Annotated in this window: 21 protein-coding genes and 2 tRNA genes; 3 read left to right on the forward strand and 20 right to left on the reverse strand. The window is 71.1% G+C overall.

The features are described 5' to 3' along the window. The first annotated feature begins 193 nt into the window (after positions 1 to 193). Together AMK22_RS08155 and AMK22_RS08160 are read left to right on the forward strand one after the other, a co-directional pair. Positions 194 to 1,180, forward strand: a complete 987-nt coding sequence (locus AMK22_RS08155) for an aldo/keto reductase (RefSeq protein ID WP_073782907.1) — start codon at positions 194 to 196, stop codon at positions 1,178 to 1,180. A 212-nt stretch (positions 1,181 to 1,392) separates the two neighbouring features. Further along, complete coding sequence (locus AMK22_RS08160; RefSeq protein ID WP_199883160.1) at positions 1,393 to 1,638, forward strand: hypothetical protein; 246 nt, start codon at positions 1,393 to 1,395, stop codon at positions 1,636 to 1,638. Positions 1,639 to 1,817: 179 nt separating this feature from the next. On the opposite strand, the gene AMK22_RS08165 is transcribed toward AMK22_RS08160, so the two are convergent. The 16 genes from AMK22_RS08165 to AMK22_RS39970 all read right to left on the reverse strand — a co-directional run bounded on the left by AMK22_RS08165 (position 1,818) and on the right by AMK22_RS39970 (position 18,419). Then, positions 1,818 to 2,702, reverse strand: coding sequence for a YceI family protein (locus AMK22_RS08165; RefSeq protein ID WP_073782911.1), 885 nt, complete (start codon positions 2,700 to 2,702; stop codon positions 1,818 to 1,820). A gap of 519 nt (positions 2,703 to 3,221) precedes the next feature. Beyond that, a complete protein-coding gene (locus tag AMK22_RS08170) occupies positions 3,222 to 5,819 on the reverse strand; it encodes a ComEC/Rec2 family competence protein (protein WP_073782913.1) in 2,598 nt (865 codons plus the stop codon). Beyond that, positions 5,816 to 6,469, reverse strand: coding sequence for a ComEA family DNA-binding protein (locus AMK22_RS41995; protein WP_338014143.1), 654 nt, complete (start codon positions 6,467 to 6,469; stop codon positions 5,816 to 5,818). Before AMK22_RS41995 ends, AMK22_RS08170 begins: the two co-directional genes overlap by 4 nt. Before the next feature lie 797 nt (positions 6,470 to 7,266). Further along, positions 7,267 to 8,112, reverse strand: a complete 846-nt coding sequence (locus AMK22_RS08180; RefSeq protein WP_073782915.1) for a DegV family protein — start codon at positions 8,110 to 8,112, stop codon at positions 7,267 to 7,269. Positions 8,113 to 8,220: 108 nt separating this feature from the next. After that, entirely contained in the window at positions 8,221 to 9,006 is a 786-nt protein-coding gene (locus AMK22_RS08185) for a hypothetical protein (RefSeq protein WP_073782917.1), read from the reverse strand. Between the two features lie 171 nt (positions 9,007 to 9,177). Then, the gene (gene leuS / locus AMK22_RS08190) at positions 9,178 to 12,045 is read right to left on the reverse strand and encodes a leucine--tRNA ligase (RefSeq protein WP_073782919.1); all 2,868 of its coding nucleotides are present in this window, start codon (positions 12,043 to 12,045) and stop codon (positions 9,178 to 9,180) included. Positions 12,046 to 12,590: 545 nt separating this feature from the next. Next, a tRNA-Ala gene (locus AMK22_RS08195) sits at positions 12,591 to 12,663 on the reverse strand. A 135-nt stretch (positions 12,664 to 12,798) separates the two neighbouring features. Next, complete coding sequence (locus AMK22_RS08200) at positions 12,799 to 13,032, reverse strand: hypothetical protein (protein WP_026277450.1); 234 nt, start codon at positions 13,030 to 13,032, stop codon at positions 12,799 to 12,801. Between the two features lie 3 nt (positions 13,033 to 13,035). Beyond that, entirely contained in the window at positions 13,036 to 13,203 is a 168-nt protein-coding gene (locus tag AMK22_RS39445; protein ID WP_158072032.1) for a hypothetical protein, read from the reverse strand. Positions 13,204 to 13,709: 506 nt separating this feature from the next. Further along, positions 13,710 to 13,782: transfer RNA gene (locus AMK22_RS08205), tRNA-Ala, on the reverse strand. A gap of 172 nt (positions 13,783 to 13,954) precedes the next feature. Continuing rightward, positions 13,955 to 14,608 carry a histidine phosphatase family protein gene (locus tag AMK22_RS08210; protein ID WP_073782921.1) on the reverse strand — a complete coding sequence of 218 codons (654 nt, stop codon included), beginning with the start codon at positions 14,606 to 14,608 and terminating at the stop codon, positions 13,955 to 13,957. Beyond that, positions 14,605 to 15,036, reverse strand: coding sequence for a ribosome silencing factor (rsfS, locus tag AMK22_RS08215; protein WP_073783528.1), 432 nt, complete (start codon positions 15,034 to 15,036; stop codon positions 14,605 to 14,607). The genes AMK22_RS08210 and rsfS overlap by 4 nt, the downstream gene beginning before the upstream one ends. A 388-nt stretch (positions 15,037 to 15,424) precedes the next feature. Continuing rightward, the gene (locus tag AMK22_RS08220) at positions 15,425 to 17,338 is read right to left on the reverse strand and encodes an LCP family protein (RefSeq protein ID WP_073782923.1); all 1,914 of its coding nucleotides are present in this window, start codon (positions 17,336 to 17,338) and stop codon (positions 15,425 to 15,427) included. Positions 17,339 to 17,353: 15 nt separating this feature from the next. Then, a complete protein-coding gene (gene nadD / locus AMK22_RS08225; RefSeq protein ID WP_073782925.1) occupies positions 17,354 to 17,971 on the reverse strand; it encodes a nicotinate-nucleotide adenylyltransferase in 618 nt (205 codons plus the stop codon). Positions 17,972 to 18,009: 38 nt separating this feature from the next. Continuing rightward, a complete protein-coding gene (locus AMK22_RS39965; protein ID WP_199883161.1) occupies positions 18,010 to 18,174 on the reverse strand; it encodes a hypothetical protein in 165 nt (54 codons plus the stop codon). An 83-nt stretch (positions 18,175 to 18,257) separates the two neighbouring features. Further along, on the reverse strand, positions 18,258 to 18,419 hold the full coding sequence (locus AMK22_RS39970) for a hypothetical protein (protein WP_199883162.1): 162 nt from the start codon (positions 18,417 to 18,419) through the stop codon (positions 18,258 to 18,260). A 110-nt stretch (positions 18,420 to 18,529) separates the two neighbouring features. On the opposite strand from AMK22_RS39970, the gene AMK22_RS08230 reads away from it, so the two are divergent. Then, positions 18,530 to 19,663 (forward strand): M48 family metallopeptidase, encoded by a 1,134-nt coding sequence (locus AMK22_RS08230; protein ID WP_073782927.1) that lies wholly within the window; start codon positions 18,530 to 18,532, stop codon positions 19,661 to 19,663. Here AMK22_RS08230 and AMK22_RS08235 read toward each other — a convergent pair. The 4 genes from AMK22_RS08235 to AMK22_RS08250 form a co-directional block, all read right to left on the reverse strand. Beyond that, positions 19,587 to 20,717, reverse strand: coding sequence for an SCO2583 family membrane protein (locus AMK22_RS08235; protein WP_073782928.1), 1,131 nt, complete (start codon positions 20,715 to 20,717; stop codon positions 19,587 to 19,589). The two genes, AMK22_RS08230 and AMK22_RS08235, sit on opposite strands and share 77 nt — an antisense overlap. A gap of 568 nt (positions 20,718 to 21,285) precedes the next feature. Then, positions 21,286 to 21,873: an SCO2584 family spore wall biosynthesis protein gene (locus tag AMK22_RS08240; protein ID WP_073782930.1), complete on the reverse strand. Its 588-nt coding sequence runs from the start codon at positions 21,871 to 21,873 to the stop codon at positions 21,286 to 21,288. A 77-nt stretch (positions 21,874 to 21,950) separates the two neighbouring features. Continuing rightward, complete coding sequence (locus AMK22_RS08245; RefSeq protein WP_073782932.1) at positions 21,951 to 23,234, reverse strand: glutamate-5-semialdehyde dehydrogenase; 1,284 nt, start codon at positions 23,232 to 23,234, stop codon at positions 21,951 to 21,953. A 298-nt stretch (positions 23,235 to 23,532) separates the two neighbouring features. After that, entirely contained in the window at positions 23,533 to 24,060 is a 528-nt protein-coding gene (locus AMK22_RS08250) for a hypothetical protein (RefSeq protein ID WP_073782934.1), read from the reverse strand. Positions 24,061 to 24,075 lie beyond the last annotated feature (15 nt).

A 24,075-nucleotide genomic window follows, 5' to 3' on the forward strand; every position in this document is an offset into this window, starting at 1 on the left:
TCGCCGCGAAAGCCGCCGAACTACAAGCCGCGGGCTGGCGGCACTGCTCGGCCGGCACCATCGAACGCCGCTACCGCGCCTGGCACCGGCACGGCCTGGCCGGGCTGATCCGCCGGACCCACGAGACACTAGGATTCCTGCCGCGACAACGGATCAAGTGAATTCCAGAGGAGAACCCGAATTGAGTTCGTCAATGATTCCACGCCGCCGGCTCGGCAATACCGGACTGGAGGTTTCCGCTCTCGGGTTGGGATGCATGGGGGTGAGTCAGACATACGGAATTCCGGACGATACGGAATCCACGAGGACCATCCATCGCGCCCTCGACCTCGGCTGCGATTTCTTCGACACCACGGAGGCCTACGGCCCGTTCGTCAACGAAGAACTCTTAGGCAGGGCACTGCGCGGCCGCCGGGACCGCGCGGTCGTCGCGACGAAGTTCGGCTGGGAGTACGAGGGCACCGCGCGGGGCACGCTCAACAGCCGGCCCGAACACATACGCGAGGCAGTCGAAGGGAGCCTGCGCTGGCTGGGCACGGACCGGATCGACCTGCTGTATCAGCACCGGGTGGATCTGGAGGTGCCGATCGAGGACGTGGCCGGGGCGGTCGGCGAACTCATCGCGGCCGGAAAGGTTCTTCACTTCGGGCTCTCGGAGGCGGGAGCGAGCACCGTCCGCCGGGCTCACGAGGTCTGTCCCGTATCGGTTCTCCAGACGGAGTACTCCCTCTGGGAACGCCATCTGGAGCAGGAGATCCTGCCGGTGATCCGAGATCTGGGAATCGGTCTCGTTCCCTATTCACCGCTGGGTCGAGGATTCCTGACTGGCACGGCAGTCCGCGCGGAGGAATGTCCGGAGAACGACTACCGAAGGCACGATCCGCGATTCCAGGGCGATAATTTCAGGATCAATTCCGCGGCCGCCGATGTGGTCCGGGACGTCGCCCGCGGGTGCGGTGCGACCCCGGCGCAGGTGTCGCTCGCCTGGCTGCTGCACCGGGGCGACGACATCGTGCCGATCCCCGGTACGAAGCGCAGGCAGACGCTGGAGGAGAACCTCGCGGCGGCGGAACTCACGCTCGGCCCTGACGAGCTGCGGCGCCTGGACGCGGCGCTGCCGCCGTCGGTGGTCGCCGGCAGCCGGTACCCCGAGAGCGTCATGCACATGAACGGCCGCTGAGGGCTGTCCCGTAATCCGTGGCGGATCGGCGCGCGGCGTCGGATGTGGCGCATCGCAAGACGGAGAGGTGCCCGCATACGGGACGTATGTGGGCGTTCCGACAACGCGGCGAGGTGCCGCAGCTGTCGTCGGGCGCCCGTCAGGGATTACGGGACAGCCCTGAGAGGCCGCCTCACCGGACCGCGGCGTACCCGGTACGGGAGGATGGGCAGGTGAGCGATGTGAGACATGTGCTGGTGCTGCCCGACCGCGATGCCGCGGAGGAGGTGGCCGGAGAGCTCGCCGACCGGTTCGGGGTCGCCGAGGAGCCCCAGCTCGTACGCGATGCGCTGGCCGGTGAGGACGATGCCGAGGACGCCCAGTGGCTGGTGGTCGTGGAGGACCCGTCCGGGCGGCTGGACTCCTCTGCGCTGGATGCCTTCGCCGCGGAGTACGAGGGGTGGCTCGAAGCGCCCTAGTGCTGCGACCGGAAAGGTTCACCGGCTCGCGACGCCCGGCACGGCACCTCGCCGCGTTGTCGCATCACCCGAGTACGTCCCGTACGAGGGCGATCCTCCGCCTTGCGATGCACCGCACCGGACGCCGCGAGCTTCCCGGCAAACCCTTCCGGTCACAGCACTAGCGAGGCACCCGCGGCTCAGGTCTTGGGGACGATCTGGATGTCCATGTCGATGGAGATGCTGGAGCCGACGGCGGCGATGCCCCGGGCCAACATGGTCTGCCAGGTGAGGGTGAAGTCCTCGCGGTGCAGTTCCGTGGTGGCCCGGCAGGCGGCGCGGGTCTCGCCCTCCAGGCCGTTGCCCAGGCCGAGGTACTGGGTGTCCAATGCGATCGTGCGGCTGACGCCGTGCAGCGTGAGTGCGCCGGTCACGCCCCAGCGGGTGCCGCCGCGGTGGACGAAGCGGTCGCTGTAGAACTCCATCGTCGGGTAGCGGCCGACGTCCAGGAAGTCGCCGGACCGCAGGTGGTCGTCACGCATCTGGACGTTCGTGTCGATCGACGCGGCGTCGATGACCACGTGCATGGCGGATTCCTCCATGCGGTCGGCGATCCGGACGGCACCCGCGAAGGTGTTGAACCGGCCGTGGATGCGCGCCATGCCGATGTGCCGGACCGTGAAGCCGATCTGCGAATGCGTCGGATCCACCTCCCACTCGCCCGGCGCGGGGAGCTGCGGGGGCGCGACGATCTGCAGGGTGATGTCGCCCAGGCCCGCGTGGCCGCCCTCGACGACCGTGGCCGCGCCGTGGAACGGGGTGAAGCCCTCGGCCGTGACGGCCAGTCGGTACTCACCGGTCGGGACCGTGGCGAGGATGTTGCCGTACGGATCCGTCTCACCGCCGACGACCTTCCGGCCCGCGCCGTCCGTGACGACGAACTCGGCCTGCTGGACGGCATCGTTGACCGGGTCGAGCACGCGGCAGCTGAGCACTCCGGCGGTGTGCGGCACATCCAGCCCGGTGAGGGCGTTGCCACGCGGAACGTTCGCCGATTCCCTGCTTCGCAGCCAGCGACCGAACATCTCTTGCCTACCCCCTCGGGCTGAGTCACCTTGGGGCCTGACGACTGGACATACGCGTCGGAGCACCGGCCCACCGACGAGCATGCATTCGACCACCCTTGTGGCGTTCGAGGCAAACGGAGCAGCTCGCAGGTGCTTGTGTAGAGGTGTTACCGAAGGTCCGAATTAGCCGTTCCGTCTGCGCCGCGGTCGGTGGCGCGGCACGCCGGCTCCCCGCTGACGAACTGCCCGGCCCACCGGTCCCTGCGGTCGACGTCACACCGCCTGGGCGCCCGGAACCTCCTCCGCCCGCACCCGACGTCCCACGACGGACCGCCGACGGCCGTCCGCGGCGGCTGGCGGCGGTCCGTGTGGCCGGGGCCACAGAACGGTCCACGACGGCCGACGGAGTCCGAGGCAGCCCGACGGCCTCCGCGTGGCCGTGGCCACGGAGCGGTCCACGGCCACGATCGCGGCCGCTCGCGGCCACGACGGCATGCCCGTGCGGGCAATCCGCATGACGGTACGTCGCGGTGGCGTTCACGAGCGACCGACCGCCCGCAGTGCCGCCCCGGCTCCCGAAACGGCGACCGCGCCGTCCGTGTCCGTGCGCAGCACCACCGCGCCGCCCGCTCTGAGCGCGTCGAGGGTGCGCGGGGAGGGGTGCCCGTACGGGTTGTCCCTGCCCACGCTCACCAGGGCGAGCCTCGGGTGCACGCCGCGTGTCAGAGCGGGGTCCTGATGAGCGGAACCATGATGGGCGACCTTGAGCACGTCCACGCGCGGCAGCTGCGGGTGTCTTCGCAACAACCCCTGCTGGGCCGGTGGTTCGAGGTCACCGAGGAGCAACAGCGTCGGCCCGCCGGTCCGGACGTACAGCGTGATGCTGGCGTTGTTGGGCTCCCTCGGCAGGAACTCCCCCGGCAGCACGGAGGCACCGCCCGCCGCCCCGCCCGGCCCCGCACCACCCGTCGGCCAGAGGACCTGCCAGTCGAGCGGGCCGAGCTGTCGCCGTTCACCGGGGACGGCCCGGATCAGGGGTACGCCCGACGCGGCGGCCGTTCTCCGCACGAACGCGGCCTGGTCCGGGGGTTCGTCCAGGCTCGTCGTCTGGATCGCCCCCACCGCTCGGCCGCGCAGTACCCCCGGCAGTCCCCGGACGTGGTCCGCGTGGAAGTGTGTGAGCACCAGGAGAGGCACCTCGGAGATGCTCAGGTCGTCCAGGCACCGGTCGACGAGCCCCGGGTCGGGCCCGGTGTCGACGACCACGCCCCTGGTACCTCCTGCGGCCAGCACCAGCGCGTCCCCCTGCCCCACGTCGCACATCGCGAACGCCCAGTCGGGAGGCGGCCATCCGGTCAACACTCGGGTGAGCGGCACCGGGCGGAGCACCGCGAGGACCAGCAGCAGCGCGGCTGCCGCACAGACCCAGGGGTGGCGCACCGCGCGACGGACGAACAGCACCACCAGGACCGTCAGCGCGGCGAGCAGCAGCGCCCCCTTCCCGCCATCGGGCCAGTCGATCGCCGCTCCAGGCAGCGCCGCCCCGGTGCGGGCCACCGAACCGATCCACCCGGCGGGCCATCCGGCGACCCGGGCGAGCGCCTCCGCCACCGGCATGGCCACCGGCGCGACGGCGAGCGCGGCGAACCCCAGGACCGTGGCCGGTGCCACCGCGAACTCGGCCAGCAGATTGCACGGGACCGCCACCAGACTGACCCGCGAGGCTAGCAGCACGACGACCGGCGCGCACACCGCCTGCGCGGCGGCGGCCGCGGCCAGTGCCTCGGAGACCCGGGGCGGGAATCCGCGCCGCCGCAGCGCGCCGCTCCAGTGGGGCGCGATGGTGAGCAGGGCCCCGGTGGCGAGCACGGAGAGGACGAAGCCGTAACTGCGCGCCATCCACGGGTCGTACAGCACGAGCAGCAGGACCGCTGCGGCCAGGGCCGGGATCAGCGATCTGCGGCGGCCCGTGCCGATGGCGAGCAGGGTGATCAGTCCGCAGGCCGCGGCCCGCAGCACGCTCGGCTCGGCCCGGCAGACGATGACGAAGGCGAGCGTGAGCCCTCCGCCGAGCACCGCTGTCAGCCGCAGCGGGATGCCCAACCGGGGCGCCAGGCCACGACGTTCGGCGCGCAGCGCGGTGCCCGGCGGCCCGATCAGAAGGGCCAGCAGGATGGCCAGGTTGGCACCCGAGACCGCCATCAGGTGGGTGAGGTCGGTCGCCCGGAAGGCCTCATGCAGTTCCGGCGAGATCCGGGACGTGTCGCCGACCACCAGGGCGGGCAACAGCGCCCGGGCGTCGGGATCGAGCCGCTCGGTCGCCCGCCGCAGACCTCCCCGCAGCGCACCCGCCGTGCGCTGGACCAAGGAGGGCGGCCCGATGATGCGGGGTGGGCCCTTGCCCTCCGGCCGCAGCACGGCGGCGCTGCGCTCCCCCTCGTGCAGGGGCGGCGCCAGCCGGCCGCCGATGCGCAGTCGGGTGGAGGGGAGCAACTGCTGCCACCGGGCCATCGATCCGCCGGGCGGGACGATCAGCAGCACCGGCGTGCTCAGCCGCGTGACCGCGCCGCCGGGCCCGGTCAGCCGCGTGATCTCGGCGTCGATGAGGAGCGAGACGGGTGTGCTGTGGTCCCCGCGCACCCGCGGCACGGTCCGTCGTGCGTCGGAGGTCACGGTCACCTCCGCCTCGACGCTCTCGAAGCGCTGCGCCAGGTCGCGCACCGGCCCCTTCCGCACGTCCGCGCTGTGCAGTCCGGCCGACGCGGCACCGGCGGCGGCACAGAACAACGCCGCCGCGATGGCGGTCGCGGTGGTGTACGGCCGCTGCCGGCCCGCCGTGCTCCCGCCGTCGGCCGCCTCTCCCTCGGTGCCGGCTCCGGGCTCGCGGGGACCACCGGCCGTCGAGACCCTCGGCAGCGCCAGGAACACCAGGGCCGTGCCGACACAGAGCATCGCGCCTGTGGCCGTCCACCACCCGGGCGCGCTCAGCGCGAGTGCCGCCCCGGCCCACGCCGCGATCGCCGGTGGGACCAGCCTCAGATCCGCCGGCCCCTCCCGCCGAGGGTCTGACACCCCGGGACGACCGCTCGACACCGGCCGACTGTCCGGCAACGCCTGGGTCTGCGCCGGATTCATGGCCCCACCAATGGCCGGAGGTCGGCGAACCGCCGTTCGCCGATGCCGTTGACCTCGCGGAGCTCGTCGACCGACCGGAAGCCGCCGTGCCGCATGCGGTAGTCGATGATGTGCTGAGCGAGCACCGGTCCGACGCCTGGCAGTGTGTCGAGTTGATCGACGGTCGCGCTGTTGAGGCTGACCGGCCCGGTCGCGGAGCCGGAACCGCCGCCCGTGCCGCCGGCGGATCCCCCGCCGTCGGCGACGGGAGTGCCCGGCGGGGCGCCCACCATGATCTGCTCCCCGTCCACGAGAACGCGTGCCCGATTGAGCCCGGTGAGGTCGACGCCCGACCGGGCTCCGCCCGCTGCCCGCAGCGCGTCGGCGACCCTGGCACCGGACGGCAGTCGCTGGATCCCCGGTCGCCGCACCTTCCCGCTCACGTCCACGACGACGTGAGCGGCCTCCTCTGCGACGGGCTTTGCTCCGGGCGACGGCCCGGGGACGGCGGCGTCACCGGGCGCCGGACGCACCGCCCCGGCCCGTGCGGCCTCGCCGACCAGGTCGGGTGGCCGTACGGGATGCGGACGCGCCGACCAGAAATGTGCCGTCGCGAAGCCCACGGCCACGGCGAGGACAACGGCCAGTGCGGCAAGGGTCCTGGGCTCCACCCCGCATCTGAGCTGAAGCCATACCGGAATCCGCTCCCGCAGCGCGGGCCCCAGCCGCGCCCGCAGGCCCGGCAGGGCGGAGCCGTTCCCCGGGGGCGGGGCCGGTGGGGGCGTCGTGCTCGAACGAGGGGGTGGCGTGGGGACGGCGTCCGATGCCGTCGCCGGTAACGGGCCCGGCGCCACGAGCGGGTCGGGGTCCGGACGGGTGGGCGCCTCAGGCACGGACCGCGTGCCCGGTTCACCGTCCGTCCCTCCCATGAGCACGTCCGCGCGACGGCGCGCGGCCGCCGCCACACTGTCCCTGCTCCTGCGCGACGCCCGCCGTCGTCCGGGGCCGAGACCGGAGCCGCCACGGCCTCGCCCCGGCCCGCTGCTACTGCCGCTGCCGCCATCGGTCGCGTGAAGTGTGCTGGTCGTACGGAGTGTTCGCAGAGTCATGCCTCACGACGGTAGGCACATTCACCCGAACCTGCTGAGCCGACCCGATTTCGGTGGACAACGGGCCAGTTGTGAATAACTCGGCCACACCGAGGAGTGAAATCCGGGGACCTGCCGGAACGCGGGCTGGCAGTCCCGAAGGCTGGAGACCTCGAGGCCCACCGGTCGCAGACCACGAGCCGGACATCGAACCCGAGGGCTGCGGCCCCGAACCGAAGACAGGATCCGCGGACTGCGGCTCCGAGCCGAAGGCGGGATCCGAGGGCCGAAAGCCGACGGGCGCGGGCCCATTGCCAACGGGCGCGGGCCCAGAGCCGGCGCGGTCGGGCCCGGAGTGGAAGGCCGGGAGCGGTCCGGCCTCAGCGTGGCGAGACCACCGCTCCGAGCAGACCGGGTCCGGTGTGCGCGCCGATCACCGCACCCACCTCGCTGACGTGCAGATCGACCAGGCCGGGCACCCGCTCGCGCAACCGTTCGGCGAGCCGCTCGGCCCGCTCCGACGCCGCCAGGTGGTGCACGGCGACATCCACCCGCGTGCTGCCCGCCGCCTCCGCGACGATCTCCTCCAGACGCGCGATCGCCTTCGACGCCGTCCGCACCTTCTCCAGCGGTTCGATACGGCCGCTCTCCAGCCGAAGCAGCGGCTTCACCGCGAGCGCCGATCCCAACAGCGCCTGAGCGGCACCGATACGGCCGCCCCGGCGCAGATAGTCCAGCGTGTCGACGTAGAAGTACGCGGATGTGCCCGCGGCCCGCTTCTCCGCGGCCGCGACGGCCTCGTCAAGGCTTCCGCCCTCCTCCACCGTCTCCGCCGCCTCCAGCGCGCAGAACCCGAGGGCCATGGCGACCATTCCGGTGTCCACCACACGTACCGGAACCGGCGCGTCCTTCGACGCGAGCAGCGCGGCGTCGTATGTGCCCGACATCTCGGCGGAGAGATGGAGCGAGACGATGCCGGAGGCTCCGGCGTCGGCCGCCGCCCGGTACGCAGCCGCGAAGACCTCCGGGCTGGGCCGGGACGTCGTCACGGGGCGGCGCTTCTGGAGCGCCGAGGCGAGCTCGCGGGCGGAGAGCTCCGTGCCGTCCTCCAGGGCCTGATCGCCGAGGACGACGGTCAGAGGCACCGCGATGATGCCGTGCCGCTCCATCGCCTCGGGCGGCAGATAGGCCGTGGAATCGGTGACGATCGCGACATGGCGGGACATGAGCGGGAGGTTACCTGGCGGGCCCACCGCTCGGCAGTCCGACCCCGACCGATGGACCGCTCCCGCTCACTTCGGGCCACATCCTGGCGCTTTCGGCCACCGAACGGTTCAGGTGGTCGTTTCCGGCCGAGCCGTCTTCTGCCACGGGTATTCGGGCTGGATACGGGGGTCCGGAGCCGGTATGGCCCGCTCCCGGCCGTCGGCCGCCCCGTGCTCGTGCCGCTGGTTCCCCTGCCCCTGCCCGCCACGGTCGGCCTGCCCCCGGCCCTCTGCCTGTGTGCGACCGTCGGCCCGTGTGTGAGCGTCGGGCCACGGGTCGTGGCTCCGCTCCCCGACGGGCTCGTTCGGCTCGACCGTCCAGTGCCGCAGCGCTCCGGCCTCCATGTCGATCTGCGCGTTCAGCGCCTCCAGATCGTCGTCGACGAACCGCCGTGCCCGGTCCCGGGCGGCCCAGCGCAGCGAGTCCGCCGAGTGCGTGATCCGCTCCGTGCGCTCCTTCAGCTCCGGCAGCAGCGCGGCGACCGTCGCCCGGTCGGGCTCGCGCTCCAGTCTTCTCAGATCCTCGTCGAGCTCGCGTCCGTGCACACTGAGCCGCCGGAAGAGGTCCAGTGACTCCGAGAGCGAGGCGTCCTCGACGACCCCCGCCCGCAGCGCCTCCTGCGTGGCCCGCATCGACGTGCGCAGCGAGAGCCGCAGCTGCGCGAGCTCTCCGCCCACGCCCGTCTGGCCGTAGCTCTTCGCGCGCAGCGTGGTGTCCTCGACCGCGCGGCGCGCCTGGACGATCGTGCGGTCCACACCCCGCTTCGCCGCGCCGATGGCCTTGACGCTCGCGTACACCCCCAGGGCGATGAACGCGAAAAAGAGCAATCCCAGGATCAGGATCACGGCTTCCATGAGCGCCCCTCGGGTGTCGTATCGGTGCCGGCCACTCCACCGTAAACGCTACGGGCAGGCCGAGGGTTCCTTCGGAACCCCCAACCTGCCCGTAGGGGAACGCCCCCAGTCACACGGGGCGGCCTGCCGGTCGCCTGTCCGTGCCCGTCACGCGGGGACGATCGGCGCCGTTCACGCGGGAACGATGTTGACCAGCTTCGGCGCTCGGACGATCACCTTCCGGATGCCCGCACCGCCCAGGGCGGTGACCACGGCCGGGTCCGCCAGGGCCTGGGCCTCCAGTTCCTCGTCCGAGATCGTCGGGGGGATCTCCAGGCGTGCCTTGACCTTGCCCTTGACCTGCACCACACAGGTCACGGTCTCGTCCACGACATACGCAGGGTCGGCGACGGGGAAGTCCTGGTGCACCACGGAGCCGGTGTGGCCCAGACGCCGCCACAGCTCCTCGGCGATGTGCGGGGCCAGCGGCGCCACCAGCAGCACCAGCGACTCGGCGACGCTCCGGGGCACCGGGCCGCCTGTCTTCGTCAGGTGGTTGTTCAGCTCGGTGACCTTGGCAATGGCGGTGTTGAAGCGCATGCCGGCCATGTCCCGGCCGACCCCGTCGATCGCCTTGTGCAGCGCGCGCAGCGTCTCCTCGTCCGGGTCCGCGGCGACGACCGTGACCGCGCCGGTCTCCTCGTCGACGATGTTGCGCCACAGCCGCTGCAGCAGCCGGAACTGACCGACGACGGCCCGCGTGTCCCACGGCCGCGACACGTCCAGGGGGCCCATGGCCATCTCGTACAGGCGCAGCGTGTCCGCCCCGTATTCGGCGCAGATCTCGTCCGGCGTGACGGCGTTCTTCAGGGACTTGCCCATCTTGCCCAGGACGCGGCTGACCTTCTCGTCCTGGTGGTAGAACTTCCCGTCACGCTCCTCGACCTCGGCCGCCGGGACCGCGATGCCGCGGCTGTCCCGGTAGACGTACGCCTGGATCATGCCCTGGTTGTACAGCTTGTGGAACGGCTCGGAGGACGAGATGTGCCCCAGGTCGTGCAGCACCTTGGACCAGAAGCGGGCGTACAGCAGGTGCAGCACGGCGTGCTCCTGGCCGCCGATGTACAGGTCGACGCCCCCGGTCGGCTGCCCCTCGCGCGGGCCCATCCAGTACTGCTCGATCGTGGGGTCGACCAGCTTCCGGTCGTTCCGCGGGTCCAGGTAGCGCAGCTCGTACCAGCAGGAGCCGGCCCAGTTGGGCATGGTGTTGGTCTCGCGGCGGTACTTCTTCGGGCCGTCGCCCAGGTCCAGGGTGACGTTGACCCACTCGGCGTTCCGGGACAGCGGCGTCTCGGGCTGGGTGTCCGCGTCGTCGGGGTCGAAGGTACGCGGCGAGTAGTCGTCGACCTCCGGCAGCTCCAGGGGCAGCATCGACTCGGGCAGCGCGTGGGCGACGCCGTCCTCGTCGTAGACGATGGGGAACGGCTCGCCCCAGTAGCGCTGCCGGCTGAACAGCCAGTCGCGCAGTCGGAAATTGACGGTGCCCTCGCCGACACCGTGCTCCTTCAGCCACTCGGTGATCTTCGCCTTGGCGTCGACGACGCCCAGTCCGTCCAGCGAGATCTCGTCGTTGGCGGAGTTGACCAGCTTCGCGTCGTACGAGGCGAAGGCGTCGTCCCAGGTCGAGGGGTCCGTGCCGCGGTCGTCCGACGGCTCGACGACACAGCGCATCGGCAGCTCGAAGGCGCGCGCGAAGGCGAAGTCGCGCGCGTCGTGCGCCGGAACGGCCATGATCGCGCCGGTGCCGTACCCCATCAGGACGTAGTCGGCGATGAAGACCGGGACCTTCTCGCCGCTGACCGGGTTGGTCGCGTACGCGCCAGTGAAGATGCCGGTCTTGTCCTTGGCCTCGGCCTGCCGCTCCACGTCGGACTTGGCGGCGGCCAGCTTGCGGTACGCGGCGACGGCCTCGGCCGGGGTGGCGTGTCCCCCGGTCCATACCGCGTGGGTACCCTCCGGCCAGACGTCCGGAACGATCCGCTCCACCAGCTCGTGCTCCGGCGCCAGCACCATGTAGGTGGCCCCGAACAGGGTGTCCTGCCGGGTGGTGAAGACGGTGATGGCGTCCGCGCCGTCGACCGGGAAGTCGACCCGCGCACCTTCGGAACGCCCGATCCAGTTGCGCTGCTGCAGCTTGATCGCCTCGGGCCAGTCCAGCCCGTCCAGATCGTTCAGCAGCCGGTCGGCGTAGGCCGTGATACGCATGTTCCACTGGCGCAGCTTGGCCTTGAAGACCGGGAAGTTCCCGCGCTCGGAGCGCCCGTCGGCCGTCACCTCCTCGTTGGCCAGCACGGTGCCCAGGCCGGGCGACCAGTTGACCGGCGCGTCGGAGGCGTACGCCAGGCGGTACTCGCTCAGGACGTCCGCGCGCTCGACGGCGCTCAGCGCGCTCCAGTCACGGCCGTCCGGGGTGGGGCGGGCACCGCTCTCGAACTGTGCGACTAGCTCGTCGATCGGACGGGCCCGGTCGGCCTCGGTGTCGTACCAGGAGTTGAAGATCTGCAGGAAGATCCACTGGGTCCACTTGTAGTACTCCGACTCGATCGTGGCGAACGAGCGGCGCTTGTCGTGGCCCAGACCCAGCCGGCGCAGCTGGGCCGTCATGTTCTCGATGTTGGCCTCGGTGGAGACCCGCGGGTGTGTGCCGGTCTGCACGGCGTACTGCTCCGCGGGCAGACCGAAGGCGTCGAAGCCCAGGGTGTGCAGCACGTTGTGCCCGGTCATCCGCTGGTGACGCGCGAAGACGTCGGTGGCGATGTAGCCCAGAGGGTGTCCGACGTGCAGCCCCGCACCCGAGGGATACGGGAACATGTCCATGATGAACTTTTTCGGTTTTGCGGCCAGCTCCGGGTCGCCCGCCAGGTCACCGGTCGGGTTCGGCGCCTCGTACGTGCCCTCGGCGTCCCAGAAGTCCTGCCAGCGTGCCTCGATGTCGGCGGCCATCGCCGCCGTGTAGCGGTGCGGCGCAGCCGCCTCGGCTGCGGAATTCGTCTCGCTCATGATCCTCAAAGCTCCATCGATCGTCATCTGCCGGCGCCCACGTCTACGGACACGCGTCTACGGAAACGAAAAATCCCCTCGCACAGGAGGGGACGCCGCGCCGATTCCGACCAGGCATTCTCACCGGTCGGGACTGATCAGCGCGGCTCGCTAAGCAGAAGGCGTACGGCACGCATGGCGCCAGGGTACCGCACGGCCCCGGAACCGGTCCGGGCGTGACCGGCCCCCGGACAAGCGGCAGGGCCTGCTCCGCACAGCTCACCTTCCACCGCCCGGGCGAACCCCCGCTTCGGGACATGCTTCCGCGCACGGCGCCGACCGACTCGCCCGGGCCGATGCGCCGGATCGGCCGCCCCGCGCGTGTCCGACGCACGGACCGGGACGCACGAGCCCGGCGTAGGTGTCCGATGTGCCCGATGCACGAGCCCGACACTCTCGATGCGCCCGGCGCTTCGGCGCCGCGCTCATCGCGCTGGAGCCCCCGGCATGCACATACGAGAAGCGGGTCACCCCTTGAAGGATGACCCGCTTCTCGTTCTTCACTGTGGAGCTAAGGAGAATTGAACTCCTGACCTCCTGCATGCCATGCAGGCGCTCTACCAACTGAGCTATAGCCCCGCGTTGTCGGCCTTCCGGTTCCCCGTGGCGACATCGAGAACATTACCGGTGACCCCGCCACTCCACCAAATCGTTTCGCGCCCGACCGGATCCGACCTGTTTTGTCGGCGTCATGAGCGTACCTGTCACGCGGGCTCAGGCGGTGGCGAAGGAGTAGAAGCGCTTGAGTGTGCAGTGCTCGTCCAGCAGCCGTCCGTAGATCGGCTCCCCCTCCAGCTCCCGGTAGGTCTCGATGGGATCGCCTTTTATGATCAGCGCCCGCGCGCACTCCTCGCACCAGTACTGGTACTCGGGATTGACCGGGTCCATGTCTCTGACGATGGGCGTACCGCTGCCGCACCAGTCGCACTTCCGCCTGTGAGCACCCATGGGTCAGCTCCGGCTTCGCTCGCCGACGGCGGACACGTGAAGGATCCGGCCGTCGTCGCCGAGCGCGCGGGGCCGACCACCGGTGGGCCGGTCGGCACGGGTGCCGTGGGCACGGATGCGACGTCTGGGGGCGAGGGGCAGGTCCGGGACCTCGTGGCGGCTCGCAGGCATCGCGCGCTCCCTCCCGTTCGGTCCGTAGCCCCCTCCGGCGTTCCGATTCTGCCATGAGCCTGCAAGAGGGGCAGCCCACCGCGGATCCGGCCGGTCACCACCGCCTCCCAAGCACCGGCCAAGGCCCCGCCAACCGGGATCCGCCGGGGCGAATCCGCCGGTGAACAGAGCCCCTTGGCATCGCACCGGTCGCGATCCGACCCGCACGGAGCGGCCCGGCCGGAACAGGAGCGAGCGGCCACGCCACGCCAACTCCCTTGGGGGACAACGATGACGAGGAACGTGGACGGTGACGATGCGTCAACAGGGCCGAAACCGACGGCATCTCGCCCTCGGGCGGCACCGGGAGAGGAACGAGGGGCAGAGGATAACGGGCGGACATCGTCGCCACGGGCGCCGCAGAACCGGGCGCTGAGCGGCTGGGCGGCGCAGCCGTACGGAGCCAAGACTCATGTCGACGGAAACGCAAGGATCCCGCCCCCTGACAGGGACGGGATCCTTGATTGTGGAGCTAAGGAGAATTGAACTCCTGACCTCCTGCATGCCATGCAGGCGCTCTACCAACTGAGCTATAGCCCCGCTGTCCGCTTTGTTTCTTGCGTTTCCGCCCCGCGAACAAGAAGAACTTTAGCCTGTGACCAGCCAGAAAGTGAAATCCGGCAGCTGCCGCCCCACACGAGGCCCTCCTGGGGCTCCGCAAGGACCTTCTTGCGGCGCCGAGCCCGGCGAGAGCCCTGCCACGAGGGCCCGGCTATGTGTCGTCGCCCAGCACCGGCTCGGGGAGCGTGCCCGCGTTGTGCTCCAGCAGTCGCCAGCCGCGCGCGCCCTCACCGAGCACCGACCAGCAGCAGTTGGAGAGCCCACCGAGCCCTTCCCAGTGGTGCGACTCCAGGCCCAGCAGCCGACCGATGGTGGTGCGGATGGTGCCGCCGTGGCTGACCACGACGAGCGTGCCGTTGTCGGGCAGCTTGTCGGCGTGTTCGAGTACGACCGGGGCGGCCCGGTCGGCGACCTCGGTCTCCAGCTCCCCGCCGCCGCGGCGCACCGGCTCGCCGCGCTTCCACGCGGCGTACTCCTCGCCGTACCGTCCGACGATTTCCTCGTGGGTGAGCCCCTGCCAGGCGCCGGCATAGGTCTCGCGCAGCCCCGCGTCGTGCGCGACCTCCATGCCGGTGAGCGCGGCGAGCTCGGCGGCCGTGGCGGTCGCCCGTCGCAGATCGGACGCGACGATCGCGTGCGGCCTCAGCGAGGCGAGCAGCCGGGCGGCCCGTCGGGCCTGTCCGACGCCTGTCTCGGTGAGCGGGATGTCCGTGGAGCCCTGGAACCGGTGCTCCAGGTTCCACGCTGTCTGGCCGTGTCGCCAGAGGACGATCTTGCGGCTTCTGCCGCTCCTGCTGCCGTTCAGCTCCGCTCGCCTTCCGTGCCGCCGGTGAGCTGGGCGTGCTCCTCGGCCTTGCCCCGGGTCTTGACGGCGTCCTCGGGGAGCTCGATCTCGGGGCAGTCCTTCCAGAGGCGCTCCAGCGCGTAGAAGACCCGTTCCTCGTTGTGCTGGACGTGGATGACGATGTCGACGTAGTCAAGGAGGATCCAGCGGGCGTCGCGGTCGCCCTCGCGGCGCACCGGCTTGGCGCCGAGCTCCTTCAGGAGCCGCTCCTCGATCTCGTCGACGATGGACTTGACCTGGCGGTCGTTGGGCGCCGAGGCCAGCAGGAAGGCGTCCGTGATCGACAGCACATCGCTGACGTCGTACGCGATGATGTCGTGCGCGAGCCGGTCGGCGGCAGCCTGGGCGGCGGTGTTGATGAGCTCGATGGAGCGGTCCGTGGCGGTCACAAGCAGGCTTTCGTCGGCGGTCGGTTCACCCTCGCGGGGGTCGCTGAGAACCTCCCGGAGGCTGCTGCTCGTCCCGGCCGTGTCGGCACGCGGCCGTCCGGTACGCACGACCGCGGTCCCCCGGGGCGGCCTCCTGGCGGAGCAGTCGGGCCGTTTCGGCGGCGCCGCAGACGTACGCGCCGGGCGTCGGGGCCCGGCCGAGATCTTCAGCACCCTCCTAGGGTCTCACGGACCACCGACAGCCCACACAACAAGCGTTCGGAGAGCTTCCGGCACCGGCGGGGGGGCGGACCCGCCCGGCCGAGCGACGGGGACCGGCCGGGCCCCGGTCCCGGACCCCGGGCCGAGTGGCCGAGGTCCGACACCGGGGCCCGGGGCCCGGCTCAGGTCATTTGGCCTGGTAGTCCTGCCCGAGCAGGACGGACACGGCCGCGTTGGAGAAGGGGCTCCCCTGCTTGACCGCACTCGTCGGCAGCCCCAGGGTCTTGGCGACCTGCGTCGCCGTCTCCTTGTCCTCGGGCTTCTTGTAGATCACCTCGGACGACGCCGAAGTCTCGGTCGCGCTGCCGCCGACGAAGATGTACCCGCCGTTGACCAGCTTGATCCGGGCGGATTCCGAGTTGCCCTTGTCACCGGTGGCGTTCTTGATGGCGACACGTACCGCCGCACCGGCCTCCGGAGCCTTCACCGTGCCGCCCAGGATGTCCTTGACGACACTCTCGGCGGCCGTGTCACTGAGCGTGCCGTCGGCCTGCGCCGCCAGCAGCGTCGTCTTGTGGTCACCCATCTTGGCGTGCCGGGCGAGCTTCGCCAGGGAGACGCCGAGGTCCTTCTCGGGAAGCGAGGGATCGAGGATCTGCGCCAGGGTCTGCACGGTGACGGTGGCGGCCTTCGGGTCGTCCGAGATCTTCCGCAGCACGCCCCGCAGCACCTCGCCGAACCGCATGAGCTGCTTCGCCTCGTCCTCGCCCGGTGCCTGGTAGGTGGCGTACGCGACGGCCATCCGGCCGCTCAGGGTCTGCGCCTCCCCCTTCTTCACCAACGGAGAGGCGTCCTTCTTCGTGTCGGGCACGTCGGTGTCGGTGTCGATGTCGATGTTGCCGACGAGGTCGACAAGGGTCTCCAGGTAAGGAGTGTCGAGCCGCCACGTGCCACTGATCCTGGTGCCGAGCAGCGTGTCGATCGACTCTCGGGTGCCGGTGGTGCCGTCGTCCTCGACGGACTTGCCGAGGGTGGTCGTGGCTCCGTCGTCGTCGGCGACCGCGAGGGAGTTGGGGAGCAGGACGGTGCTCCCCTTCTTGGCCGTCACGTTGTCGACGAGCAGCGCCGTGGAGGTGCCGCCCTTCTTGGTGTCGTGGAGGTGGACCACGATGACGTCCCGCTGCTGCGGGCCCGTCGACGCGGTGCCGTCCTTCTCCGAGTCGGAGAGACCGGGGAGCATCCCGGCGGACCACAGATAGCCCACCCCGCCGACGATCACGAGAGCCGCCACGACTATCAGCGCGACCATGCGGTTGCGGCCGCGGCGTCGCGCCTCCTCGCGCCGTTCGCTGCGGCTCTCGGTGAACTTGAGCCAGTCGATGACGTCTTCGGAGTCCTCGTCGGGCTCCTCGATGAAGGAGAACTGCTCGGTGCGGTAGTCCGGACGGCGCTGCCCCGGAACCGTCGACTCCGATTCGACCCCGGACTCCGGCCGCTGTTCCGGCTCGGCCCGGTCGGGAGCCGGTGCCCCTGGCGCGGTCGGCGCCGACGCCGTGGACGGCACCGCTTGCGCGGCGGACCGCTGCTGCGCATACGCCTCGGCCTCCTGCGGGGGAGCCGCCGCCTGCTGCGGGATGTTCCACTGCTGCGTGGTGTCGACGGCGGCGGGCTGCCGACCGGTGTCGTAGCCGTAGCCGTCGTAGCCGCCGTACGTCTGCTGTTCAGGCTGGTGCTGCTGGTGGGATTGGGTCTGATGTGCCTGCTGGGGCGTCTGGGCGGCATAGGGGTCGTACGTCTGCGGCTGAGCCGGATGCGCCTGCTGGGGCTGCGCGTAGGGGTCGTACCCGTACGCCTGACCCGTTCCGTAGCCGCTCTGATCAGTGCCGTTGCCGCTCTGGCCGGTTCCATGGCCACCCTGGTCGGCAGGGTACGAGTGCTGCTGGGGCTGCTGCGGGTGCTGAGTCTGCTGGGACGCGTACGGGTCGTAGGTGTCGTACGCCTGCGGTCCGGCCTGCTGGTACACCGGCTGCCCGTACTCGTCGTAGCCGACGATCTGCGGCTGCTGGTAATACGGGTCGTACGGGTTCTGTCGGTCGTTCACCGGTGCCCCTCTGGCTCATTCGCCGCGGTACAGCTGGCGCTTGTCGATGTAGCGAACCACACCGTCCGGCACCAGATACCAGACCGGCTCCCCCTGCGCGACCCTCTCGCGGCAGTCCGTGGACGAGATCGCGAGCGCGGGCACCTCCACGAAGGAAACGCCGCCCTCCGGCAGTCCGGGGTCGGTGAGCGTGTGGCCGGGTCGTGTCACGCCGATGAAGTGGGCGAGCGAGAAGAGTTCGTCGGCGTCCCGCCAGGTGAGGATCTGGGCGAGCGCGTCGGCACCGGTGATGAAGAAGAGATCCGCGTCGCCGTGGATCGCGCGCAGATCCCGCAGCGTGTCGATGGTGTACGTCGGTCCGCTGCGGTCGATGTCGCTCCGGCTGACCGAGAACTGCGGGTTGGAAGCCGTCGCGATGACCGTCATCAGATAGCGGTCCTCGGCCGGGGAGACGCGCTTGTGGCTCTTCTGCCAGGGCTGCCCGGTCGGAACGAAGATCACCTCGTCGAGGCGGAACTGGGCGGCCACTTCGCTGGCCGCCACCAGGTGTCCATGATGGATCGGGTCGAACGTCCCGCCCATCACGCCGATACGGCGTTTTCCGCTGCCGGTAGGCATTTCCTGCTCTTCCATGCATGCAGAGCCTACTGGCACAGTTGTTCGCCTTCGCTTCAGCGGTCGCGGTTGAAGCGGGTGGTGATCCACAGCAGGAGCATCAACGCGATGAACGCGCCGCCGCCGACGACGTACGGGCTGAGGCTCGGGTGGTTGCCACCGTGCTCGCCGCCCTCGGCGGCAAGGGTGACCAGCTGGTGCGCGGTGCTCGTGAGGCTCATCTTCGGCAGGACCTTCGATCGGGGGTCGGAAGCAGGACGTCGCGCACATCGTATGCGGGCGCCCCGGGCGTGCTCACGGCGACTCAGTCGTTGTCGCCGTCATCACCGTTGCCGCGGTACCCGCGGAGCAGGAACCAGGCGAGCAGCACGGCTCCGACGAGCGCGGCGAGCAGCACGATGCGGAACGTGCCGCCGAGCCCCTGGTCCTCGGAAGCGGCGGCGAGCAGGGCAACGGTGTGTGGCATCTCCGGCGTCTCCTCAGTTGTCCACAGCCCCCCGCACACCGTAGCCCCAGCGCCTACGCTGGGATCCGTCAGGGGGCGAGCGACGTCTCGTACGAACAGGGGGCCCATTCATGACCGAACACAACTACGAGAGCGGCGAGAACGTGCCGAGCAGGCAGCGTCGGCGTTTCGCGGGGATCTCGTCCCGGGCCTACGAACACCCGGCGGACCGCTCGGCCCTCGTGGCCCTGCGCAAGCTGAGCGGTTTCGACACCGTCTTCAAGACGCTGAGCGGTCTTCTGCCCGAACGCAGCCTGCGGCTGCTCTTCCTCTCCGACTCCGTCCGGGTGAGTGACGCGCAGTTCGTCCATCTCAACGACATGCTGCGGGACGCCTGTTACATCCTGGACCTGGAGAAGGTCCCGCCGATGTACGTCAGCCAGGATCCGCAGCCCAATGCCATGTGCATCGGTCTCGACGAGCCGATCATCGTGGTGACCACGGGGCTGGTGGAGCTGCTCGACGAGGAGGAGATGCGGGCCGTCATCGGCCACGAGGTGGGACACGCCCTCTCCGGCCATGCCGTGTACCGCACGATTCTGCTGTTCCTCACGAACATCGCGTTGAAGGTCGCCTGGATCCCGCTCGGCAATGTGGCGATCATGGCGATCGTGACAGCACTGCGCGAGTGGTTCCGCAAGTCGGAGCTGTCGGCCGACCGCGCGGGGCTGCTGGTCGGACAGGATCTGCAGGCGTCGATGCGCGGACTGATGAAGATCGCGGGCGGCAACCATCTCCACGAGATGAACGTGGACGCCTTCCTCGCGCAGGCCGACGAGTACGAGAAGGGCGGCGACCTGCGCGACTCCGTGCTCAAGATCCTCAACCTGCTGCCCCGCTCGCACCCGTTCACCACGGTGCGCGCGGCCGAGCTGAAGAGGTGGTCCGAGAGCCGCGACTACCAGCGGATCATGGACGGTCACTACGCGCGGCGGGAGGAGGACAAGGACACCTCGGTCACGGATTCCTTCCGGCAGTCCGCGGCGCACTACGCGGACGCGGTGCGGACCAGCAAGGATCCGCTGATGAAGCTCGTCGGCGACATAGCGGGCGGTGCCGGGGACCTGGGGGGAAGGCTCCGCGACAAGTTCACCGGTCAGGGCGGGGGCGCGGCCGGAAAGGGCGGTGCTACGGGTGACTCCCCGGGCTCGGCGCGGCCGGATGAGCCCCGGGACCCCGAGGGGCCGGAGCCGACGGGGAACTGACCACGAGCGTTCCGCAGAGCGCCCCCGTGGGCCGGCCCGTGTCGTACGGGTCGGTGCCCGCGGGACCGCGCGAGGCGGCGCGCTCACCGGCGAGCAGGGGCCGCAGGACGCCCGTGGTGTCCGACGGGCAGGCCTGCGGCCCGGCCTGGACGTAGCTGGTGCGCAGCTCCAGCCGGTGCAGGCGCAGGTCCTCCCGGTCGAAGCGGAAGTGCAGCTCGCGCCGCACGGTGAAGAGCGAGGCACCGCCCATGCGCTGGGATCCGGAGGCGGCGGGCCGGAGCGTGTACGTGAAGGTGTGGTCCGACACCACCTCCAGCGTGTCGGCCCCCGCCTCGCTGTAGCTCAACGTGCCCCGGACACGGATGTCGGGACTGGCCAGGGCCACCTTCGCCGGGTCGAAGCGGACCAGCCAGCCGGCGGGTGCGTGCTGCCCGTCGTCGTCCGGCCGGTGCATGCTGCGCTCGAACTGAGCCATCTGGTCGGGGTCGAGCAGCATCTCCACCGGCCGCAGCGCGTGCCCGGTGAGGACGTCGGGGTCGAGCGAGGACGCGACCAGGTAGTCCTTGACGGTGGCCAGGGCCATCGCCACCTGGTTGTCCGAGAAGTTGTCGGTGGCCCTGATCGGCGGCGAGTTGATGCCCGCGGCGCCCTTCGCGAACTGTGCGGCGGGGCTCCGGGAGAGGAGGTCGGAGGCCGTTCCGCCGGGTACGGGCTCGCGCGGGGCCAGCGGGACGACGGTCGATCTCAGCACTTCGGCCTTTCGGCCGACGGGCGTCTGGTAGGGGTGGCGAAGGCCCATGTACACGGCCGTTCCGAAGGCCAGCGCGATCAGGAGGACCAGGGCGATGGCGGCTCGGGAGCCGGCCTTGAATCTTCGGGGAGGGAGACTGCGCACGGCAGGAGTGTGATCGGTGATGCGTTCCTGTGCGGAGAATTCCTTCAGGCGGGCAGCCCGAACGAACGACTCGTCGAAGACGAGTGACCTGTACTCGTCCTCACTGCCGCCCGGTGTGTTCTCGGACGGGCCTTCTGGTGGTTCTCCGCGGTGTGCCATGACTTCTCCCGACTCCACGTCACCGACCGAGGTCGAAACGCATCGCTCTGTCTCGGCCGATGGCTTCGGACAGGGCCCGCCCGTCATGGCGCGTACGGCGCCCCATGACCACCCGTGTGCGGACGAGTGAGAAGCCCCCTCGGAGAGAGGGGTCACACCTTCAGGGTAGGTCGATTGCGGCCGCGGTAAACGCGGAGGCGTGAGAGAACCGCCCGGGGCGTGAGAGAACCGTTCGGGAGCGGTACGCGAAGGCTCGGACACCCGGGCTCGGTGCGGGGACGCCCCGGGCAACGACCCGGGCGCGGCACGGGGCCACCCCACGAAGCCGGACATGCGCCGGGCGCGGCCCGGGAAGGTCCAGCACACGGACCGGGCGCGGTGAGGGGGCCCGTGCCGCGCGGGAAGCGGCCCGGAGACCGGACGGGAAGCGACCCGGAGACCGGAGGGGAAGGCTCGCGCCGCGCGGGCAGAGCAGCACGGGGTACGGAGAGGGTTGGCCGAGCGGTGCGGAGGACGGCCCGGGGCGCGGGCAGCGGGCCCCGAGGGGCTCGGTGGGCGGTCCGGCGGGTCAGCCGCTGCTGGGGATCGCGGAGGCCGTGAGGCGCGGCTTGTGGACCGATACCGAAGGCAGGGCGGTGGGGGCCGGCCCGGGCACCGTGTCCACGCCCGTGGTGGCGGGTGGCGGGACGGGGTTCTGCCGATTGCCCGACGCGTTGCGGTAGACCGCCCCGAAGGCCAGCGCGACCATGCCGATGCCCATCAGCACGGCGAGGATCCAGGCCACGGGCCGGTGCCAGCGCGCCGACCCCCGGTAGGGGCGCAGCGCCCCTCCGTGGCGGCCGTAGGGGCCGCCGTCGGGGTCGAGCGGGTCGTAGGAGACTCCTTCGCCGCCGTACGGGCCGTCCTGGCCGTACCCCTCGCCGGAGAAATCGTCGTCCAGCGGGCCACCGCCCGCCCGGGAACGGCTCGCCTCGGCCTCCGCCCGTGCCTGCGCGGCCGCGAGCAGCCGTTCCACGGCAGTGGGTTCATGGATCTCTGCGGCCCGTACGAAGTCCTCGTCGAACACCACGGAGGCGAAGTCCTCGTCCGCGCCCCCGCGGTCGTCGTCGGGCTCCCAGCCGTCCGGGAACGGCCTGCCCCCCACGTCGTCCGGCACGGCCCCAGACTAGCCCCGGCGGGTCGTTCTGGGCAGGGAGCCCGCGTGACATTCACCGAACCCGGGCGGTCACCCGGTCACCGCACGTGACCGTCGCCCGTGACGATGTACTTCGTCGAAGTCAGCTCGGGCAGCCCCATCGGGCCCCTGGCGTGCAGCTTCTGTGTGGAGATGCCGATCTCGGCGCCGAAGCCGAACTGCCCGCCGTCGGTGAAGCGCGTCGAGGCGTTCACGGCCACCGTCGTGGAGTCGACCAGTTGGGTGAATCGGCGGGCCGCGGCCTGGGAGGTGGTCACGATCGCCTCGGTGTGGCCGGAGGACCAGAGCCGGATGTGCGCGACGGCCGCGTCCAGCGAGTCCACGACGGCCGCGGCGATGTCGTAGGAGAGGTACTCAGTCTCCCAGTCCTCCGGGGTCGCCGGCACCACCGTGGCCTTGGAGCCCGCGGCGTGTCCGAGGACCCGTTCGTCGCCGTGCACGGTCACCCCGGCCTCGGCCAGCGCGTCCAGGGCGCGCGGCAGGAACTCCGCGGCCACGTCCTTGTGCACCAGGAGCGTCTCGGCGGCGTTGCAGACGCTGGGGCGCTGGGCCTTGGAGTTGACCAGGATGTCGACGGCCATGTCGATGTCGGTCCGCGCGTCCACGTAGACGTGGCAGTTGCCGGTGCCGGTCTCGATGACCGGAACGGTGGACTCCTCGACCACCGTGCGGATCAGCGAGGCGCCGCCGCGCGGGATGAGGACGTCGACGAGACCGCGGGCCCGCATCAGCTCGCGCACCGAGTCGCGGCTCTCGCCCGGCACCAGCTGCACCGCGTCGGCCGGGAGGCCCGAGCCGCCGACCGCGTCGCGGATCACCCGTACCAGTGCGGTGTTGGACGCGTATGCCGAGGACGAGCCGCGCAGCAGCACGGCGTTGCCGGACTTCAGGCAGAGCGCGGCGGCGTCGACCGTGACGTTCGGGCGGGCCTCGTAGATGATGCCGACCACGCCGAGCGGCACCCGGACCTGTCGCAGATCGATGCCGTTGGGCAGGGTGGAGCCCCGGACGACCTCGCCGACCGGGTCGGGCAGCGCCGCCACGTCGCGTACGTCGGCGGCGATGGCGCGGATCCGCTCCGGGGTGAGGGTGAGGCGGTCGACGATCGCCTCGCTGGTCCCGGCCTCGCGGGCGCGGGCGACGTCCTCGGCGTTGGCCTCGACGATCTCGCCCGTCCGCACCTCCAGCGCGTCCGCGATCGCGAGCAGCGCGTCGTCCTTCGCCGCGCGCGGCGAAGGCGCGATGTCGGCGGCGGCGGCGCGCGCCCGGTAGGCGGCCTGGGCGACCGGGGACATGTTGTCGTACGGCGAGAGCGTGGTCATGCCCGCAGCGTAGTGCGCACACTGCGGGCATCCATCACGTATCCCGTGATGCGAGACGACTGCCCCGGGGCCGGTCATGCCCAGAACCCGTGCCGGATCGCCCGTGGCGGGGCATGCGCGGAATCCGTGCCGCGTACCCGCGCGCCGACCCGTGCGCGAACCTGTGACCGGCCGCACGCGGGACCCGTGCCGAACACCCGTGACCGGCCGCGCGCGGGATGCGTGCCGACGCCCCTGGCCGATCGTGCCGGGGCCCCGGGCAGTCGCGCCCGGGGCCCGTGGCCGGTGCTACGGGTACTCAGAAAGGATGCACGCCGACCGGGGCCGCCGGGGGCGGCCCGTATCCCTCGGCGACGCGCTGGTGGTACGTCTCGCGGTCGATGACCTCCAGACCGACGATCTCCCAGGGCGGGAGCCCGGCGGTGGAGCGGTGCTCTCCCCAGAGCCGCAGCGCGACCGCCGCGGCGTCGTGCAGGTCGCGGGCCTCCTCCCAGTAGCGGATCTCCGCGTGGTCGTTGGCATACCGGCTGGTCAGCAGGAAGGGGTGGTCGTGCGCGAGCTGTTCGAGGCCGCGCCTGACCTCCCTGAGCGGGATCTCGACACCCGAGACGCTCAACGTGATGTGCCAGAGCCTCGACGGGGTGCGCTCCGGGGCACGCCCCTCGCCCGTCGGCCCCGGTTGCACCGCTGCGGGCCCGAACCCGGTGGTCCGGTCGTCCGTACGGTCCGCGGACCGGCTCCCGTCGAAGTCGGCACCTGCTCCGACACTGGTCAGGGCCCGGCCACCCGTTCCTCGGGGCGGCGCCCCCGGGCGCGCTCGTCTCACCGGCGGCCTCCTGTG

It is taken from the genome of Streptomyces sp. CB01580 (genome assembly GCF_001905795.1).
GTDB lineage: Bacteria > Actinomycetota > Actinomycetes > Streptomycetales > Streptomycetaceae > Streptomyces.

Bases quoted from the DNA above. Each gene is read 5' to 3' on its own strand.
- AMK22_RS08155 (WP_073782907.1), top strand. From the start codon at position 194: ATGATTCCACGCCGCCGGCTCGGCAATACCGGACTGGAGGTTTCCGCT.
- AMK22_RS08165 (WP_073782911.1), bottom strand. From the start codon at position 2,702: ATGTTCGGTCGCTGGCTGCGAAGCAGGGAATCGGCGAACGTTCCGCGT.
- AMK22_RS08170 (WP_073782913.1), bottom strand. From the start codon at position 5,819: ATGAATCCGGCGCAGACCCAGGCGTTGCCGGACAGTCGGCCGGTGTCG.
- AMK22_RS08180 (WP_073782915.1), bottom strand. From the start codon at position 8,112: ATGTCCCGCCATGTCGCGATCGTCACCGATTCCACGGCCTATCTGCCG.
- AMK22_RS08185 (WP_073782917.1), bottom strand. From the start codon at position 9,006: ATGGAAGCCGTGATCCTGATCCTGGGATTGCTCTTTTTCGCGTTCATC.
- leuS (WP_073782919.1), bottom strand. From the start codon at position 12,045: ATGAGCGAGACGAATTCCGCAGCCGAGGCGGCTGCGCCGCACCGCTAC.
- AMK22_RS08200 (WP_026277450.1), bottom strand. From the start codon at position 13,032: ATGGGTGCTCACAGGCGGAAGTGCGACTGGTGCGGCAGCGGTACGCCC.
- AMK22_RS39445 (WP_158072032.1), bottom strand. From the start codon at position 13,203: ATGCCTGCGAGCCGCCACGAGGTCCCGGACCTGCCCCTCGCCCCCAGA.
- nadD (WP_073782925.1), bottom strand. From the start codon at position 17,971: ATGGAAGAGCAGGAAATGCCTACCGGCAGCGGAAAACGCCGTATCGGC.
- AMK22_RS39965 (WP_199883161.1), bottom strand. From the start codon at position 18,174: ATGAGCCTCACGAGCACCGCGCACCAGCTGGTCACCCTTGCCGCCGAG.
- AMK22_RS39970 (WP_199883162.1), bottom strand. From the start codon at position 18,419: ATGCCACACACCGTTGCCCTGCTCGCCGCCGCTTCCGAGGACCAGGGG.
- AMK22_RS08230 (WP_073782927.1), top strand. From the start codon at position 18,530: ATGACCGAACACAACTACGAGAGCGGCGAGAACGTGCCGAGCAGGCAG.
- AMK22_RS08235 (WP_073782928.1), bottom strand. From the start codon at position 20,717: ATGGCACACCGCGGAGAACCACCAGAAGGCCCGTCCGAGAACACACCG.
- AMK22_RS08245 (WP_073782932.1), bottom strand. From the start codon at position 23,234: ATGACCACGCTCTCGCCGTACGACAACATGTCCCCGGTCGCCCAGGCC.